Annotated in this window: 14 protein-coding genes and 1 CRISPR repeat array (1 of these 15 running past the window's edge); of the genes, 9 read left to right on the plus strand and 5 right to left on the minus strand. The window is 69.8% G+C overall.

What is annotated here, in order from left to right; translation table 11 throughout:
• Positions 1-284: direct repeats of the CRISPR family, unit length 30 nt (it extends 597 nt beyond the left edge of the window).
• Between the two features lie 877 nt (positions 285-1,161).
• From C1701_RS01340 to C1701_RS01380, 9 genes are all read left to right on the plus strand, one after another.
• Positions 1,162-1,905 (plus strand): CRISPR-associated endoribonuclease Cas6, encoded by a 744-nt coding sequence (locus C1701_RS01340; RefSeq protein ID WP_026420447.1) that lies wholly within the window; start codon positions 1,162-1,164, stop codon positions 1,903-1,905.
• On the plus strand, positions 1,902-3,341 hold the full coding sequence (locus C1701_RS01345; RefSeq protein WP_103055362.1) for a hypothetical protein: 1,440 nt from the start codon (positions 1,902-1,904) through the stop codon (positions 3,339-3,341). Before C1701_RS01340 ends, C1701_RS01345 begins: the two co-directional genes overlap by 4 nt.
• Positions 3,338-4,360 carry a type I-B CRISPR-associated protein Cas7/Cst2/DevR gene (cas7i, locus tag C1701_RS01350; RefSeq protein ID WP_026420449.1) on the plus strand — a complete coding sequence of 341 codons (1,023 nt, stop codon included), beginning with the start codon at positions 3,338-3,340 and terminating at the stop codon, positions 4,358-4,360. Before C1701_RS01345 ends, cas7i begins: the two co-directional genes overlap by 4 nt.
• On the plus strand, positions 4,357-5,016 hold the full coding sequence (gene cas5 / locus C1701_RS01355; RefSeq protein ID WP_103055363.1) for a CRISPR-associated protein Cas5: 660 nt from the start codon (positions 4,357-4,359) through the stop codon (positions 5,014-5,016). Before cas7i ends, cas5 begins: the two co-directional genes overlap by 4 nt.
• Positions 5,013-7,394 (plus strand): CRISPR-associated helicase/endonuclease Cas3, encoded by a 2,382-nt coding sequence (locus C1701_RS01360; protein WP_103055364.1) that lies wholly within the window; start codon positions 5,013-5,015, stop codon positions 7,392-7,394. Before cas5 ends, C1701_RS01360 begins: the two co-directional genes overlap by 4 nt.
• Entirely contained in the window at positions 7,391-7,888 is a 498-nt protein-coding gene (locus C1701_RS01365) for a CRISPR-associated protein Cas4 (RefSeq protein WP_026420451.1), read from the plus strand. The genes C1701_RS01360 and C1701_RS01365 overlap by 4 nt, the downstream gene beginning before the upstream one ends.
• Complete coding sequence (gene cas1b, locus C1701_RS01370) at positions 7,888-8,868, plus strand: type I-B CRISPR-associated endonuclease Cas1b (RefSeq protein ID WP_103055365.1); 981 nt, start codon at positions 7,888-7,890, stop codon at positions 8,866-8,868. Before C1701_RS01365 ends, cas1b begins: the two co-directional genes overlap by 1 nt.
• Before the next feature lie 2 nt (positions 8,869-8,870).
• Positions 8,871-9,134, plus strand: a complete 264-nt coding sequence (cas2, locus tag C1701_RS01375; RefSeq protein WP_026066200.1) for a CRISPR-associated endonuclease Cas2 — start codon at positions 8,871-8,873, stop codon at positions 9,132-9,134.
• A gap of 1,004 nt (positions 9,135-10,138) precedes the next feature.
• Complete coding sequence (locus tag C1701_RS01380) at positions 10,139-10,483, plus strand: hypothetical protein (protein WP_337662065.1); 345 nt, start codon at positions 10,139-10,141, stop codon at positions 10,481-10,483.
• 398 nt (positions 10,484-10,881) lie between these two features.
• Here C1701_RS01380 and C1701_RS01385 read toward each other — a convergent pair whose 3' ends face one another.
• The 5 genes from C1701_RS01385 to bdeA form a co-directional block, all read right to left on the minus strand.
• Positions 10,882-12,483: a long-chain-fatty-acid--CoA ligase gene (locus C1701_RS01385; protein ID WP_103055367.1), complete on the minus strand. Its 1,602-nt coding sequence runs from the start codon at positions 12,481-12,483 to the stop codon at positions 10,882-10,884.
• Positions 12,480-12,944: a MaoC family dehydratase gene (locus tag C1701_RS01390; protein WP_026420455.1), complete on the minus strand. Its 465-nt coding sequence runs from the start codon at positions 12,942-12,944 to the stop codon at positions 12,480-12,482. Before C1701_RS01390 ends, C1701_RS01385 begins: the two co-directional genes overlap by 4 nt.
• 186 nt (positions 12,945-13,130) lie before the next feature.
• Positions 13,131-13,889: a 3-oxoacyl-ACP reductase FabG gene (gene fabG / locus C1701_RS01395; RefSeq protein ID WP_026420456.1), complete on the minus strand. Its 759-nt coding sequence runs from the start codon at positions 13,887-13,889 to the stop codon at positions 13,131-13,133.
• A gap of 76 nt (positions 13,890-13,965) precedes the next feature.
• Positions 13,966-15,117 carry an acyl-CoA dehydrogenase family protein gene (locus C1701_RS01400; protein ID WP_103055368.1) on the minus strand — a complete coding sequence of 384 codons (1,152 nt, stop codon included), beginning with the start codon at positions 15,115-15,117 and terminating at the stop codon, positions 13,966-13,968.
• A 262-nt stretch (positions 15,118-15,379) separates the two neighbouring features.
• Positions 15,380-16,288, minus strand: a complete 909-nt coding sequence (gene bdeA, locus C1701_RS01405; RefSeq protein ID WP_103055369.1) for a bis(hydroxyethyl) terephthalate hydrolase — start codon at positions 16,286-16,288, stop codon at positions 15,380-15,382.
• Between the last annotated feature and the right edge of the window lie 71 nt (positions 16,289-16,359).

The raw sequence follows: 16,359 nt of genomic DNA on the forward strand, positions 1-16,359 counted from the left end.
TCGCTCCTACGAGGAGTTCCAACGCCGCGTGGGCGGCCACCCGCCACCGGGAGACCGGCGTCCTCATCACTCCTACGAGGAGTTCCAACCGGGGAGGTAGGCCCATCTGGTCCTCGATCGCGGGTCCTCATCGCTCCTACAAAGAGTTCCAACTCCTGCGCGTCCCGCGCGTCCGGCGTCAGCGCCACGTCCTCATCGCTCCTACGAGGAGTTCCATCCGGCTGGACACGAGGTCAGACACGGCGCCGGATCTCGTCCTCATCGGTCCTAGGGCGAGTTTCAGCTCAGCCCACGCTGGTTCTGAATGGTCACCAGGTGTGGCTTAGCTCTTGCGACGGATTCCAGCAGGGCCACGGACTGGGTCTCCGCAGGGGCGCAACTCCGACTCCGCATCACGGCTACGCGGAGGCTGCCAAGTCACCGTAGAAGGGGCAGACGGCTCAGGCCGCGAGTCGAGTCCATGCCAGCGGCGCTCCACGATCCAGCAGGGTCAACGGTGCCCGGCTGCGCCTCGCTCGCGGGCGAGGAGATCCATGCCAGCACCCCGCAGCTTGACCCTGCCGTTGCCTCCGTTCGAGGGCCCAAAGCTCGAATACCGCCATTTGGAGTACCCCTTACCGCCAATCCTGAGCTCCCACTACTGAGGGTGCCTGCTCGCGGCCGAAATTTCAGCGAACCTCACTCGCTGCGCGAGACCCGGGGGGTTCGCTGAAAGAGCAAGATCACCTGGATAGTTGGCACGGCCGCGGATTGGGCCAAGTGGGTGAAACTTGACCGGTAGCCCCTGGCGGAAAAATAACTGATGGCATCGCTGGACGCCGGCCCGAACGAGCGCACGGAGCCCTACTCGCGGCTCAGCGACGCCCGAAGGGAGGCGATCCAGAGGCTCCACCGGGGATGGCGATACGCACTCACCACACGGGCGTCGATCGACACCCAGATCGCCATAACCGCAGGTCGAGTGCCCCCAGCGCCTGAATTTCCACCTGCGGACAGTTACCGGCGGTCGGACACAACGAGGTTGACGGCGGAAATTTTCCCCAAACAACGAAACGGTTCTCAGCGAATGATCCACCCAATTCATGGCCTGCCGTAACCTCACTCCCCCGGTCGGCGGCGTGTGGTAGTCACTGCTCCCGAAGACAGCGGATTGGAGGTGCGATGCGACTGCGAGCAACGGTGACCACGACAGCCCCCGGCATTCCGTGGGCGGAGGTTCTGCGGCCGGGACGGGGAATCGTCTACCAGATGTTGGGGGACAACGCCCCCGCGTTGGGCGCCGAGCTGCACAGCGCCGGGTTCGGTCCCCACCGGCTCGTGCCGGTGGGGTGTGGGGCTCCCCGTTTCCCACGAGCGCGGCGTCAACGGGGTCGCTACGCGGCGGGCGGTGAGGGGACGCTGGAGTTCGGTAGCCCCCTGCCCGAGGTGATCGAGGCGTTGGCCGCCGGCCTTGCCGGGGCTCGGGTCCTGGACTGGGGCGGTGTCGCGCTGCGGGTCCAGAACGTGGTGAGCGTGCCGGCTCCCGAGTTCTCGGACGGCTCGGCGCGCCTGGCGACGACGACACCGGTGGTGGTGAAGGGGCCGCCCGCGCGGGATGCGGCGGGGGCCCGGCTCCGGTCGCAGCGGTGGCTGTTGCCCGGTGAGCCGGAGTGGGACGTCTTCTTCGTCCGGAATCTGCGCCGCAAGGCCGAGACGCTGGGGTTGGACCCGGAGATCTCGTTGACCGAGGTATGGCGGGTGGGCCCGAAGAGGTCCTTCGCCGTTGGCCAGGGCGACACCGTCGGTGCGAAGGTGGGTGCGGCGGTTGGGGTGACCTTGGTGGGGTCTCCCGACACCCTGGCCGCCGTGTGGTCGTGGGGTTTGGGAGCGGCGAACATCGCCGGTTTCGGGGCGGTGGAGACGTGACCGCGGCCGACATGCGGGCGACCAGCACCGGGGAGCCGTTCCTGGTCGAGTTGACGGCCCACCCCCTGCAACGGGTGGGTGCGTTCGCGTTGGCCGTGCTGGCGAAGGAGTCACATCCGCGGCGGGTTTCCGAGGACAGGTTCCTCCGCGTGTGGAACCGCATGACCGAGGACGCGGTGGCGGCGACGCGGGAGACCGACGCCAAGCAGCCGGGGGCGTTCCTCCTGTCGGCCTCCTACGCCCTGTGGCCCAACAGCAAGATGAACATCCCGAGCCTGCGGAAGCTGAGCGCGGACCAGCGCGGCCAGGCGGTCGTCGAATGGCGGACTCCGCGTCCGCCGGAGTCCTGGCCCGAGGCGCCCTGCGCGCTGTGCGGGCGACGGGCGTGCGGCTTCTACGGGAAGGTGGACGTGCCGCTGGCGATGTCCACCGAGTACCGGAACACCACGGTCGTCGGTCACGACGGGATGCCGCTGTGCCGGACCTGCCTGGGCAGCTTCTACGCCCTGCCCTACGCGTGCCACTTCCAGGGTGGTCGCGCGACGATCACCCACGCCTGGGACGAGGACTTCCTTTCCTTCGCCACTCGGCACCAGGTCGAGGACACCCGGAAACGCATCGGGAGGGTTTCGGTCACCCCCAGCAAATGGCCGGCGTACGTCCGGGAGAGCCTGCTCGTGAACCGGATCCGCGCCTACGGGCACCCGGTCCGGTCGGACGTGTCCCTCATCATCTTCACCAACAACAACCAGGAGCAGGAACTCACCGAACAGCGTATGGACCAGCCGCTCGTCGAGTGGATTCACGCCGTCCGACAGGACAAGACGTCGGACCCCTGGAATTCATTGGAACGCGCGTGCCATTCGGAGAAGGTTCCCGGTGCGGCGGCGCTGGCGGGTGAGCTGGTGCGGTCCCCGCGAAGGCTGCCCGCGAAGGTCCTCCGATACCTGGGCCCCCTGCTGACCTCGGCACCCGACACGCGTGACGAGATCAGGCAGCTCGTCGGCGCGCTCCGCTCCTTCGTAGGAAAGGTCCTGCACGTGAACGACCGCGAACTCCAGGAGATCGAGGGCCTCGGCAAACGAACGGCGGCCCTCATGATGGCCACGAGGAAGAAGGTCAAGCCCTTCGTGGTGGCGTACCGGAAGTCGACCACGTTCCGGAAGTGGTTCAACGACGGTGCCGTGGAATGGCTGTTGTGGCGCGACCGCGAGGAACTGACCTCCCTGATCGACACCACCGAGCCCTTCGTCACGCCCACTCACCTGAGGTGGCTCTTCGAACCGGACGAGCAGGCGTGGTTGCGGCGCAACCTGCTGTTCGTCGCAGTGATCCACGAGCTCCACTCCCAGGGCTACCGCCCTGACTCGGACGACACCCGGTCGATCGAGGACACCCTGCACACCGACGGCGAGGACAAGGAGAACGACGAGTGACGTACCTGGTGGGCACCCTGGTGCTGGAGATCAAGGCGGGGGCGCCGAACAACGGTCGCGGCGAGGACAACGTCGGCAAGGTCAAGGCGACCCGGGTTGGTAACCGGGTCTTCCCCTACGTGTCGGCGCAGGCGGTCCGGCGGTGGTGGCGGGACTCGCTACCGCCCGGTGAGGCCCGCTCGCCGGTGATCCGCTCCGGCAAGGGCGCCAAGCAGCAGGCCCATACCCAGGGGCGCGGGGACCTGTACCTCGACGACGACCTGTTCGGGTACATGGTCGCGATCGAGAAGAAGTCCTTCAACCGGGACACCGTGTTGGCCGTGGGTACGGCCGTGTCCGTGGCACCCCGGCAGGTCACCCACGACTTCGGCACGATGAGCCGGGGGTTCGAGGTGGGCGCGGACCCGGTGATCCACGAACACGAGCACTACACCGGCGACCTGGCCTGCCCCGTCCTGCTGGACCTCGCCCGCCTCGGCACCTTCCAGTTGGAAGGGCAGGGCAACCGGCCCGATCTGAACCCGGACGCCGCGAAGGAGGCGCGGGTGAACGGGGCGGAGGAGATCGACTTCCGGTTCGGGCAGGCCCTGCGCCTGCCCCTCGCCGAGCGCCGGCGCCGCGCTGCCGTGTTGTGGCGGACGCTCGCGGAGCTGCGGGGCGGGGCGAAGCAGGCCCTGCACTACGGTGAGCGGTCACCCGCGCTGGTCATCCTGGCGCCCGTGAAGGGCGGCAACAACCCCTTCACCCGGCTGCTGCGCCACGACTTGGGGGAAACCGTCGTCGCGCTCGACGTGCTGCGGGCGGAGATGCGGGCGTGGGAGGACGAACTCGACGGCCCCGTGCGCATCGGGTGGGCCCCGGGCTACCTGGAGAGGCAGCGGGACGCGGCGGAACGCGAACTGAAGGATCTTGTCGACTCCGGGCAGGTCGTGTTCGACCACCCCCGCGTCGTTCTCCGCCAGTTGGCGGCGGAGTTGGAGGGTGGCGACCTCGATTCCTGGTTCGAGGACCGCTCGTGAGTGTCCCGGCTCTGGAGGTCACCTTCGACGCCTCGGTGGCCTCCTTCCGCAATCCGCTGTACCCCGGGCTCCAGGTCGGGCTGCCCTGCCCTCCGCCCTCCACCGTCGGGGGTCTGCTGGCGGCCGCCGCCGGTGGGTGGGGCCAGGTTCCGCGTGACACGCGGTTCGCGCTGTGCTGCCACGCCGAGGGGCATGGAACGGACCTGGAGACCTTCCACCCGCTGGCTGAGGGGGTCAGGCAACCGAGTCCGGTTCCCAAGGATCGCGACTACCTCTGGGGTGTCCGGTTGACGGTCTGGCTGTTCGAGGACCTCGACCGGTGGTACCGCCGGTTCCGCCGGCCGGTGTGGCCGCTGCGGCTGGGGCGCAGCCAGGACCTCTGTTCGGCACGGGCCGCGTGGGTGGACCTGCGGGAGCAGCCGGGCAGGCAGGGCACGGCGCTGCTCGTGGACCGCCCGGACGCGGTCGGTACCCGGCTACGGCTCACTACAGCGATCAGCGTGGACCGGGCCCGGATGCGGTGGGACGACTACCGGCATTCCAGTGATGCGGCCGCCGCCCGGGGTGTGCTGAGCGATGGCTGGTCCACGCACGACGGTCAGGCCGTCATACCCCTACCCCCGACCCATCCCGAGGTAGTGGAGGCACGCTCGTGACGGAGGACCTGCCGCACCTGTGGGCCAAGAGCCCGGCGAAGGAGGCGACGACCGGGGAAAGCCTCACCGAACACAGCGCCCGGACGTCGGCGGTGGTGCCGTTGATCCGAGCCAGGATCGGCGTCGTTGACGGCATCTGGGACGAGTCCTGGTGGCCCGCCGTCCAGCTGGCCGCGCTCCTCCACGACGGCGGCAAGATCGACCCCGGTTTTCAGCGGCAGGTGCGGACGAACACCCGCTGGGGCCTGCGGCACGAGGTGCTGTCGTTGGGCTTCGTCGACCTGCTCGTCACCGATCAGGAGGTTCGCCGTCGCGTGGCGGCGGCGGTCGTCACGCACCACCGTCCGTTGCACGGGGACGCGACGCGCTCGATCCTGCCGGACAACCTCTCCCAGGACCAGCAGGCGTTGGGGCAGGCCTTCACCGTCGCCGAGGACGACGGGACGGTGCGAGCGCTGGCGGCCTGGTTCGCCGACGCGGCGGCCCGGGTGGGTCTGCCGGTGGATCGGAGCCGGCTGGGCGGGCTCACCCGTGACGACATCCGCGCAGGCACCCTGACCTTGCTCCGTGATCTCGCCGAGGACTGGTGGTATCCGGGGACGGAGCAGGGCGGCCTGCCCTGGGTCCTGCTCCAGGGTGTCGTCACGATGGCCGACCACGTCGCCTCGGCCCATGGCGAACTGCTCACCGGGGAGCCCCTGCGCGGCTACGGTGACCGGGTTCGGGTCCGGCTGGCGGCTGCTGGGCACCGCCTGACCCGCGCCCAGGAGGAAGCCACCGCGGCACACCACCTGCTGCTGGTCTCGCCGACGGGCAGCGGAAAGACGGAGGGCGGCCTGCTGTGGGCTGAGGCGGCGTGGCGACAGGTCGCCGAGCAGCGGAACGCCCTGCCCCGCGTGTTCTACGTGCTCCCGTTCCTGGCGTCCATCAACGCGATGGCGTTGCGCCTCCAGGAGGAGGACGGCGTCGAGGACGTCGGGGTGCTGCACTCCAGGGCGGGGATGTTCCACCTGAACGAACTCATCGAGGCCCGGGCCGCCGGCTCCGATGACCGCCCCGAACCGACCGTCGACGACGCCGCCACCGCGCTGGACCACGTCAACGCGAGCCGCACCCACCGCGAGCTGTTCCGCGTGACCACGCCCTACCAGTTGCTGCGAGCCGCGTTCGGCGGTCCGGGTGACTCGTCCACCCTCGCCGACACCGTGAACAGCGTCTTCCTGTTCGACGAGCTGCACGCCTACGAACCCCGTCGTCTCGGGATGCTCCTCGCCATGATCCGGCTGTGGACACAGGAACTGGGAGGACGGGTGGGGGTGCTGAGTGCGACACTGCCCGAACGGTTCCGGCGCATCCTGCGCGACACCATCGCCGGCCGGTTGGACGTGGTCGACGGGTTCGCCGGCGTGCGCCACACACCGCGCCACCGGCTGCGAATCGGCGGCGGGCACCTCACCTCGCCGGAGTCGGTCGACCGGATCGCCGCCGATCTCCACGCCGGTCAGGCGGTATTGGTGGTGGCCAACAACGTCGCCGACGCCTTGGACCTCTACGACCTGCTCGGGCCGGTGGCCAAGGAACAGGGTGGGGAGGCGGTGCTGCTGCACTCCCGGTTCCGCAACTGCGACCGCGCCCAGAAGGAGAAGCGGATTCTCGAGCTGTTCGGGACGGATCGCCGGTCGTCCCGAGGGCTCCTGGTGGCCACCCAGGTCGTGGAGGTGAGTCTCAACGTCGACTTCGACGTCCTGCACACCTCCGGTGCAGCGCTGGAGGCGCTGTTGCAGCGGTTCGGGCGGGTCAACCGCCGTGGGAAACGAGCACCCGCGTCGGTGTGGGTGTGCGAGCCGGAGTACCGGAGGCGGCGCGGCGGAGGTGAGGAGACCTGGGCTGACGGAGTGTATGACGAGGTCCCCACCCGCCTGTGCTGGGCAGCCCTCCAGAACCACGACGGGGAGACCATCGACGAAGCCGACGCCCAGCAGTGGCTGAACGCCATCTACGACTCGCCGTGGGGCGACACCTGGGAGAAGGAGGTGCTGGTCTCCCAAGAGCGGTTCGACGAGGACTACCTCGACTTCCGCAGCCCGTTCGCGGACCGCGAGGGCCTGCGAAAGGAGTTCTTCGCGACCTTCGACGGCGTCGAGGCCATCCTCAGCGACGACCTCGCCGACTACCAGGCCGACCGGCGCCAGGGCGAGAAGGGGCAGGGCGCCCTCCTCGCCTCCCGGTTCCTGCTGCCGCTACCCGTCCACCTCAGCTCCAGCGGCCACTTCGACCGCCGGCACGGGATCACCGTCATCAACGGCGACTACCACCCGGAGCTCGGCCTCAAGGGCATCGTGAGGGAAACCCGCTACCAACCAGGAGAGATTCTGTGATCAGCGCCGACGATGTGGGTGGAGTCCACATCAAGTACCTGTACCACTGCCGGCGCCAACTCTGGTTGTACTCCCGGGGCTTCCGACCGGAACAGCTCAGCGAGACGGTCGCGCTGGGCACCGCCATCCACGACATCTCGTACTCCCGGTTCAGCCCGGTCGACCTTGGGGCCGCCACCCTGGACCACCTGGACAACCAGCTGTGGGTGCACGAGGTCAAGCACTCCGACAAACGCCGTGAAGCCGACCGAGCCCAGGCCCGCCACTACTGCCACCAGCTGACCAGGGTCGGCGTCGACGTGCAGGGGGCGGTGCTCCACTACCGGTCACCACGGAAAACCGAACGGTTCCCCTATACGGAGGAGGAACACATGCACGCGTCCGAGGACATCGAACAGGTCGTCGCCACGATCGCCCTCCCCGAATCACCTCCGCGCCTCCCGAAGAGCCGCTGCCGAGGGTGTAGCTACAGCGACTACTGCTGGAGCGTGTGATGCCAGCGGCCTCCCGAACCTACTGGCTGCTCAACCCGTGCCGACTGCGTCGCCAGGACGACAGCATCCGCGTCGAACGCGAGGGGAAGCCCCCGGCTTTCGTCCCCATCAAGGATGTACGCGACATCATCGCGCTGGCCGAGGTGGACCTCAACACCTCGATGATCAGCCTGTTGAACAAGCACCGGGTCGCCATCCACATCCTCTCCCACTACGGCGACTACGCGGGCTCCTTCCTGCCCGCCGAGACCTCGGTGTCAGGAACGGTGGCGCTCAACCAGGCGCGCATCGCCAGCGACGACGGGGAGTCCCTGACGATCGCCCGCAGCCTCGTCGACACCGCCGCGTTCAACATCCGCCGCGTCATCGACCGCAAGCTCCTCACCCGGCCCTACGGCGTCCTGACCGAGGCACTCGAGGCGGCGACCACCCGCGAACAGCTCATGGCCGCCGAAGGCAACTTCCGACGCAGCGCGTGGGAGGCCCTCGACACCAAGCTGCCCGACTGGCTCCAGCTCGACGGACGCAGTAGGAGGCCGCCCCGCAACGCCGGCAACGCGGTCATCAGCTTCATCAACGGCACCGTGTACGCGCGGATCCTGACCGGGCTGAGGCTCACCCCGCTGCACACCGGAGTCGCCTTCCTCCACGCCAGCACGCAACGACACCGCCACTCCCTGGCACTCGACCTCGCCGAGGTCTTCAAGCCGCTGTTCGCCGAGCGCATCCTGCTGCGCCTGGCCAACCGGAAACAGCTGAAGAAGCACCATTTCGACGTGGGAAGCAACCAGGCGATGCTCAGCGAGGCGGGCCGGAAGTTCATCGTGCAGACGGTGCGCGACGACTTGGCGGAGAGCGTCAACCACCGCACGCTCGGCCGCAAGGTCACGTACGACGAGTTGATCTACCTTGACGCGCTCGCGCTGACCCGAACCTGCCTTGAGGGCACGCCGTACAAACCGTTCCGGATCTGGTGGTGAGGGTGTACACCATTCTCGTGTACGACACGGCGGCGGAACGCAATGCCGGTGTGCTGCGGACGTGCCGAAGGTACCTGCGCCACCAGCAGCGGAGCGTGTTCGAGGGGGAACTCAGCGCGGCCCAGTTCGTACGCCTCCGCGAGGAACTGCGGCAGCGCATCGATGCCGACTACGACCACATCCTCGTCTACACCTTCCCGCCGGGCACCGACCCGCAACGCCAGGCATGGGGACGCCCGGACGACGAGCCGCCAGATATCCTGTGACCACCTCATTTCAGCGAACCCCCCGGGTCGGATGTCAAACCTCGGGTTCGCTGCAGAACAGCCCCCAGAATCCCACTGTAGATACCTTGTGACCAGCGACTTTACTCTCGGGTCCTCATCGCTCCTACGAGGAGTTCCAACGGACGGTGCCTGCACCAGGCCCCGTGTCCCCGGTGCCCGTCCTCATCGCTCCTACGAGGAGTTCCAACGCCCGCACGTACTCCATACTGAAAACGACAATCGCGTCCTCATCGCTCCTACGAGGAGTTCCAACAGGACACCTCGGCCCCGCAGATGGGGCACGTCCTGGTCCTCATCGCTCCTACGAGGAGTTCCAACTCAACGACCAGGAGTGCCGGGCTGGTCCGGAATGCCCTCGGGGCTCCTGCTGGTTGTGTCATCGCGGTCGTCAGGAGCTGGTGGTCTGACGCCCTGCCATCGGCCAACGTCGAGGCGAGGCTCGGCCCCCGCCTCGACGGAACACTGAACGACGTTCAGCGGTTCGGGTTCATCGCGCCTCCGAGGAACTGACGAAGTCGGTTTCCACTCGCGTCGTCGCTGATCTCGGCCGCCTCAGAGCAGGCGGACACGATCACTCTTCAGCGACGCTGACTGAGGAGAGTTGAGCGTGACGTTACCCATCACACCGCCGCTCACGCCTGTGCTCACACGGTTCGATGCCACCCGCCCGACACCGAGGCGCGTAAGCCGCTTCCACAGCAGGCCGGAACCCCGCCCCGGGCCGGGTGGCCGGCTTGCCTCGCTGGAAGGGACGAGGTCCAGGCTCGTCCTGTCGGCAGCGCGCGCCCGTTCCTTCGGTCGGAGCTGCCGAACGTCCGCGTACGACGTCGTCTGGGCGGTGCTCCGTGGCGCGGTGCTCGCGGAACTGCTGACCGCGGGCTGGGTCGTGGCCCGCTCCCAGCGTGTTCGGGACGCGGTGGAGATCCGGTACCGGGTCTGGCGGCTGCGTGTTCGGCGCCGCCGGGGTCGTGATCGGGGGCGGCATGACGGCACAGGTTGACGCGGCGTTGGGCGCGCTGGTGCGACACGGCTTCGTGTTCCGCCATGCTCCGGGGGATCGCTACGTTCCGTGGACCCTGTTCGGTCAGCGGCCGCGAGGCGCGTACGGCGACTACCTGCACGTCAGCGGGCCGGACGACTGCCTGGCTGCCCGGATGCGGACATCCTCGCAGCCCGCGCCGTCCGACGTGGTGTGGTGCGAGGAAGGAGCGTTTCTGGACACCGTGTCCGCGCTGTTGTCCCTGCCAGCCCCGGATGTCGCGAACGCTCCGAGGCTGGCGACACGTCGGACGGCGGCGCTGTGGACTCCCGGCATGCCGCTGGGCTGATCGTGGACCAGCGGTACGGCACGGCCAGGGTAATGGCGCCGAAGCGCCCAGTGTGCGACGAAGCGCCGCCGGTGGCTCGGTGGCTGTCCTGCGACCGGCACGGCGACCCCTGGTCATGGCCGTCAGCGTCATGACCAGGGCGTCGCGGTGGTCAGCCGGCGCGCGAGAGCGGGTTTCCGCTTCTCGTTCGACGGCTCGATCTCGGGGAAACGGCGGATACCACCCGCACCCGATGTCGATGCCAGCCCGGCGGTGGCAGGAGGAACGCGTGGAGCGGGGGTACCGGCGGCCAGCCGCCCTCCGCCCGTCGGCGATGCCGGGTTCGGGTGCTGAGGCGCCTTCCCTCGAAGGTCCCCCGGTACTCCCACAGGCCGTGAACTGCTGGCGGATGACCCGGCTCAGCCGGCTTCCGCGCCCGGCTGCGCCGCGAGTCTCCGGCGCAGTTCGCGTTTGAGGACCTTGTGGGAGGGGCCCAGCGGCAGTTCGTCGACGAAGCGCACGTGGCGGGGGTACTTGTGCTTCCCCAGCAGCGGCCGGGACCAGGACACGAGGGTTTCCTCGGTGACGGGTTCGCCGCCCTCCTCCGCGACGACGACGGCGCACACCTCCTCCCCGTACACCGGGTCGGGGAGGCCGATGACGGCGACCTGCCGCACGGAGGGGTGGCGGGCCAGGACGTCCTCCACCTCGCGGGGGTAGATGTTGTAGCCGCCCCGGATGACGACGTCTCCCTTGCGGTCGACGACGCGGACGAAGCCGTCGGCGTCCTTGGTGCCCAGGTCGCCGGTGCGGAACCAGCCGTCGACGACGACCTGTTCGGTGGCCTGCGGGCGGTTGAGGTAGCCGGCGAAGACGTTGTGGCCGCGCACCACGATCTCGCCGAGCTCCCCCTCCCCTAACAGGCGAATCCGTTCCGGGTCCTCCAGTTCGGCGATCTCCACCTCGACGCCCCAGATGGCGTGGCCGACGGTTCCGGCGCGGGTGCCGAACCTCGGTTGGCTGGCGGTGGCCACCGGTGACGTCTCGGACAGCCCGTAGCCCTCGTAGATCTGGGCGTCGAAGGTGGTGCTGAACCCTTCGAGCACGGGGACGGGGAGGGCGGCGCCGCCGGAGACGCACAGCCGCAGCGCGGGCAGCCGGTCGTGTCGGCTGGCGGCGGCGAGCAGTGCGACGTACATGGTGGGGACGCCGTGGAAGACGTCGACGTCTTCCCGCAGCATCAGGTCGATCGCGGTGTCCGGGTGGAACCGGGCGAGCAGGACGAGGGTGCCGCCGGCCCGGAAGCAGGCGTTCATGCTGACGGTCTGGCCGAAGGTGTGGAACAGCGGCAGGCAGCCCAGTACGACGTCGGCGTGGCGGACCTCGTTGGCGTCGAACGCGGAGATGGTGGCGTTCATGACGAGGTTGAGATGGGTGAGCACGGCGCCTTTGGGTTCGCCGGTGGTGCCGCTGGTGTAGAGGACGACGGCCGGGTCCTCCGGTGCGGTGGTCTCGGCCACCGGGAGGGGGGTGGTGGTGTCGGCGAGCTGGTCCAGCGACGGGACGGGCGTCGACCCGTCGGCCGCCCCGTCAGCGGGGATGCCGGCGTCACCGCCGGAGGGGGCGCCGCCGACGGTGACGAGGGGGACGCCGGCCTCGGCCGAGGCGGCGGCGCCCACGGCGGCCAGCGCGTGGTGGCAGACGAGCAGGTCGGCTCCGCTGTCCCGCAGGACGTGGGCCATCTCCGGGGCGGTGAACAGCAGGTGGACGGGGACGACGACGCAGCCGGCGGCGAGGGCCCCGTAGTAGGTGGTGGGGAACTCCACGGTGTTGGGGGCCAGCAGGGCGACGGTGGGACGCGGTCCGGGGCACAGCTCGCGGAGGGCGGCGGCGTAGCGGAGGGAACGCTGCCAGAGTTCGGCGTAGGTGACGCGGTTGTCGCCGTCGACGACACCGACCTTGTCCGGGTGTCGGAGCGCGGATTCGCGCAGGACGCTGGTGAGGGAGAGGGTCGCGGTCACGCCTCCTCCTCGGGGTAGAAGCGGCTGAGGGATTCGGCGACGCAGCAGGGTTTGTCGGCGCCGTCGGCCTGGATGGTGACCAGCAGGTGGACCTGGACGGCGTCGCCGACCTGGTGGGCCTGGTCGAGGCGGGCGGTGGCGCGGACGGTGTCCCCGGTGCGGAGGGGCGCGGGGAAGCGGACCCGGTTGAGGCCGTAGTTGACGATCAGTCTGGCGCCCCGCACCCGGTAGAGCCCTCGGATGAACGAGGGCAGCAGGGACAGGGTGAGGTAGCCGTGGGCGACGGTGCCGCCGAAGGGGCCGTGCGCGGCGCGGGTGGGATCGGTGTGGATCCACTGGTGGTCGTCGGTGACGTCGGCGAAGGTGTCGACTCGTTCCTGGTCGATGACGGTGGCCGGTCCGGGTCCGAGGTGGTCTCCGGTGGCGTCGAGGAGGGCGGCGGGCGAGTCGAAGATCCTCATCTGGCACCCCCGGGGGCGGCTGGGGGCGTCCGGCGGGGCGGTGTCGCGCGGGCGCTGCGGGGAGGTGGGCCGGTCCGGGTGGTGCGCCGGGTCGGCGGCTCGGGGCGGGCTGTCCTCGGTTCGTCGTTGAACGTGAGGTTCACCTGGCGACCTCCGGTGTGGGTGGGGTGGGTGGGGTGTGCCGGGTCAGCGGGATCCGCCGTTGACGTAGAGGGTCTGGCCGGTGACGTAGGAGGCGTCGTCGCTGGCGAGGAAGGTGATGGTGGAGGCGATTTCCTCGGGGGTGGCGACGCGGCGCAGGGGGATCTGTTCGGCGGCGCGTTCCTGGTGCTTCTCGGGTTCGAAGCCGACGCGGCGGGCGGTGGCGGCGGTCATGTCGGTGGCGACGTAGCCGGGGGCGACGGCGTTGACGCGGATGCCGAAGGGGCCGAGTTCGAGGGCGAGGGTGGCGGTGAGCCCCTGCACGCCGGCCTTGGCGGCGGCGTAGTTGGACTGTCCCCGGTTGCCGAGGGCGGAGCGGCTGCTCAGGTTGACGATGCGTCCCGACCTGGCCTGGACCATGTGTGCCTGTGCGGCCTGGGTGCAGAGGAACATGCTGGTGAGGTTGGTGGTGAGGACGGCGTTCCAGTCGGGCAGGGTCATCTTGAACAGCAGGTCGTCGCGGGTGATGCCGGCGTTGTTGACGAGGATGTCGAGCCGGCCGAACTCCGCGACGACGTGGTCGGTGGTGGTCTGGACCGAGTCGGGGTCGGTGACGTCGCAGCCGAGGGCGAGGGCTCGGCCGCCGGTGCGCTCGATGTCGGCGGCGACCTCGGCGGCGCGGTCGGCGTTGAGGTCGACCACCGCGACGGCCGCGCCTTCCGCCGCGAGTCGGCGGGCGGTGGCGGCGCCGATGCCCTGGGCGGCTCCGGTGACGATGGCGGCGGTGTCGGTGAATCCCCTCATGCTCGGGTGTCCTCTCGTGGGTGCTGGGCTGGGTGGCCGGGATGGGGCACGTCCGGGGCCGGGACGGCCGGGCTGGTCAGCTGAAGGCGGCGACGCCGGTGAGGGACCGGCCGATGACGAGTTGCTGGATCTGGCTGGTTCCCTCGTAGAGGGTGGTGACCCTGGCGTCGCGCAGGTAGCGGCTGACGGGGTACTCGTCGACGTAGCCGTACCCGCCGAAGACCTGGACGGCGTTGTCGGCGGCGCGGACGGCGGCTTCGCTGGCGAAGAGTTTCGCCATGGACGCGGCCGTCTCGTGGGGTTGGCCCCGGTCGAGGAGGTCGGCGGCCTGCCAGACGAGGAGTCGGGCGGCGGCCGTGTCCACGGCGGTGGTGGCGAGGAGCCGTTGGACGAGTTGGTGGCCGGCGATGGCCTTGCCGAACTGGTGGCGTTCCCCGGCGTAGCGGAGGGCGGCGTCCAGGCTGGCCTGGGCGATGCCGACGCAGCCGGCGGCCACGGACACCCGGCCCTTGCCGAGGGCGGACATGGCGAGGGGGAATCCGCGTCCGACCTCGCCGAGCCGGGCCGTGTCGGGGACTCGGACGCCGTCGAGGTGGAGTTCGGCGGTGGCCTGGGCGCGGAGTCCGAGTTTGTCGTTGATCTCGCGGCGGTGGAAGCCGGCGCTGGCGGTGGGGACGAGGAACGCGGTGATGCCCCGGCTGCCGTCGTCGGAGGTCCTGGCGAGGAGGAGGGCGACGTCGGCCCAGGTTCCGTTGGTGATGAACGTCTTCGCGCCGGTGATGAGCCAGTCGTCGCCGTCGCGGACGGCGCGGGTGGTCAGGGCGCCGGCGTCGGAGCCGGTGCCGGGTTCGGTGAGGGCGAAGCAGCCGAGTGCCCGGCCGGAGCACAGTGCGGGTAGCCAGCGCTGGTGCTGTTCGGGGGTGCCGTGCCGGGCGATGGTGGCGGCGACGAGTCCGAGGGAGACGGAGACGACGCCGCGGACGGACGAGTCGGCGCGGCCGAGTTCCTCCAGGACCAGGTAGTAGGCGAGGTGGTCGCCGCCGCTGCCGCCGTGCTCCTCGGGAATGGTGAGCCCGAGGAATCCGAGTTCGCCCATTCTGGGAATGAGGTCGAGGTCGAGCGACTCTCGGCGGTCCCATTCCGCGGCGTGGGGGGCGATCTCGTCGTCCGCGAAATTGCGCGCGAGTTGTCGCAGGTCAGCGTGTTCCGGGGTGAGGCTGAGATCCATGGTTCTCCCCGCGACGTTCGGGTGGCGGCCGTGGTTCTCACAAATTAGCCGGCGTGGTTGTCGGGGTAAATGGACGGAATGACAGTGATGTCGGAGTGCGGTTGGGCGGGTGTACAGCGGGCGTGGCTCCGGGTGGGGCCGCCCGGGTGGGGTCGGGCTGGGCGGGCTCGACCGGCGGGCGCGTCTTTCGGCGGCGGGTGGCGCACGGCCGGGTGGGGCCGTCGGTGACGGCCCCACCCGGAGGTGGTGCGGGGGTGTTCGGTCAGCTGTGGGGGCAGGTGTCCCGGTACTCGGAGATGTCGCGGTCACCGGAGGGCGCCGGGCAGAGGAACTGCTCGTAGCGGGTGTCGTCGTCGATGAACCGCTTGAGCCAGGAGATCGTGTACTTGGCGATGGTGGTGTTGGAGATGTTGGGCGCGAAGTGGCTGGCCCCGGCGAGTTCCAGGTAGGCCTTGTTCAGGGTGGACGGGAGGCTGTTGTAGAAGGGCTTGGAGTGCAGGGTCACCGAGGCGATGGAGTCGTTCTCGGCGCCGACGACGAGGGTGGGGACCTGGACGTCGGACCAGTTCTTGCTCAGGTGCCAGCCGGTGAGCGGGACGGCGGCCTTGAGGCTGGGGCGGTTGCTGGCGGCTTCGAGGGTTCCGCCGCCGCCCATCGAGTGGCCGATGACGCCGAGGCGGGTGGGGTCGATGCGGTCGCGGACCGAGCGGTGGTCGACGAGGTGGTCGAGGGCGGCGAGCAGCTGGCGGCCCCGGCTGGCGGGCTGGTCGAGGGTGGTGATGGTGTCGATGGTGAAGACGATGAAGCCCTGGGAGGCCAGCCGGTGGCCCAGCCAGGAGATGGAGGATTCCAGGGCGGTGTAGCCGGGGGAGATGGCGACGGCGCCGAAGGTGCCCTCCGCGGTGCTGGTCGGGTAGTAGATGGTGCCGCCGCCGAAGCCGCTGGCGGCGAGCCGGGGGACGTTGGTGCTGCTGGTGGAGAAGGGACCGCGGAGGGCTTCGATGCTCCGTTCGGTCGGGGCCGGGCCCCGTTCGTAGGGGTTCTCCTGGCCGGAGGCGGCCGGGGCGGCGGCGAGGCTGCCGGCGACGAGCCCGAGGGTGAGGACCGCGCTGGTGAGGGCGCGGCGTAACCGGGAGCGGGGCGGGGTGGGACGGGAGAGTGTGGAACGCACGGCGTTGTGCTCCTCTTCTCGGTGGGGGCGGCGTGAGGCGACGGGGCGTGGGCGGTGCTGTGCCCGCCGGG

The organism is Actinoalloteichus sp. AHMU CJ021, assembly GCF_002895405.1.
GTDB lineage: Bacteria > Actinomycetota > Actinomycetes > Mycobacteriales > Pseudonocardiaceae > Actinoalloteichus_B > Actinoalloteichus_B caeruleus.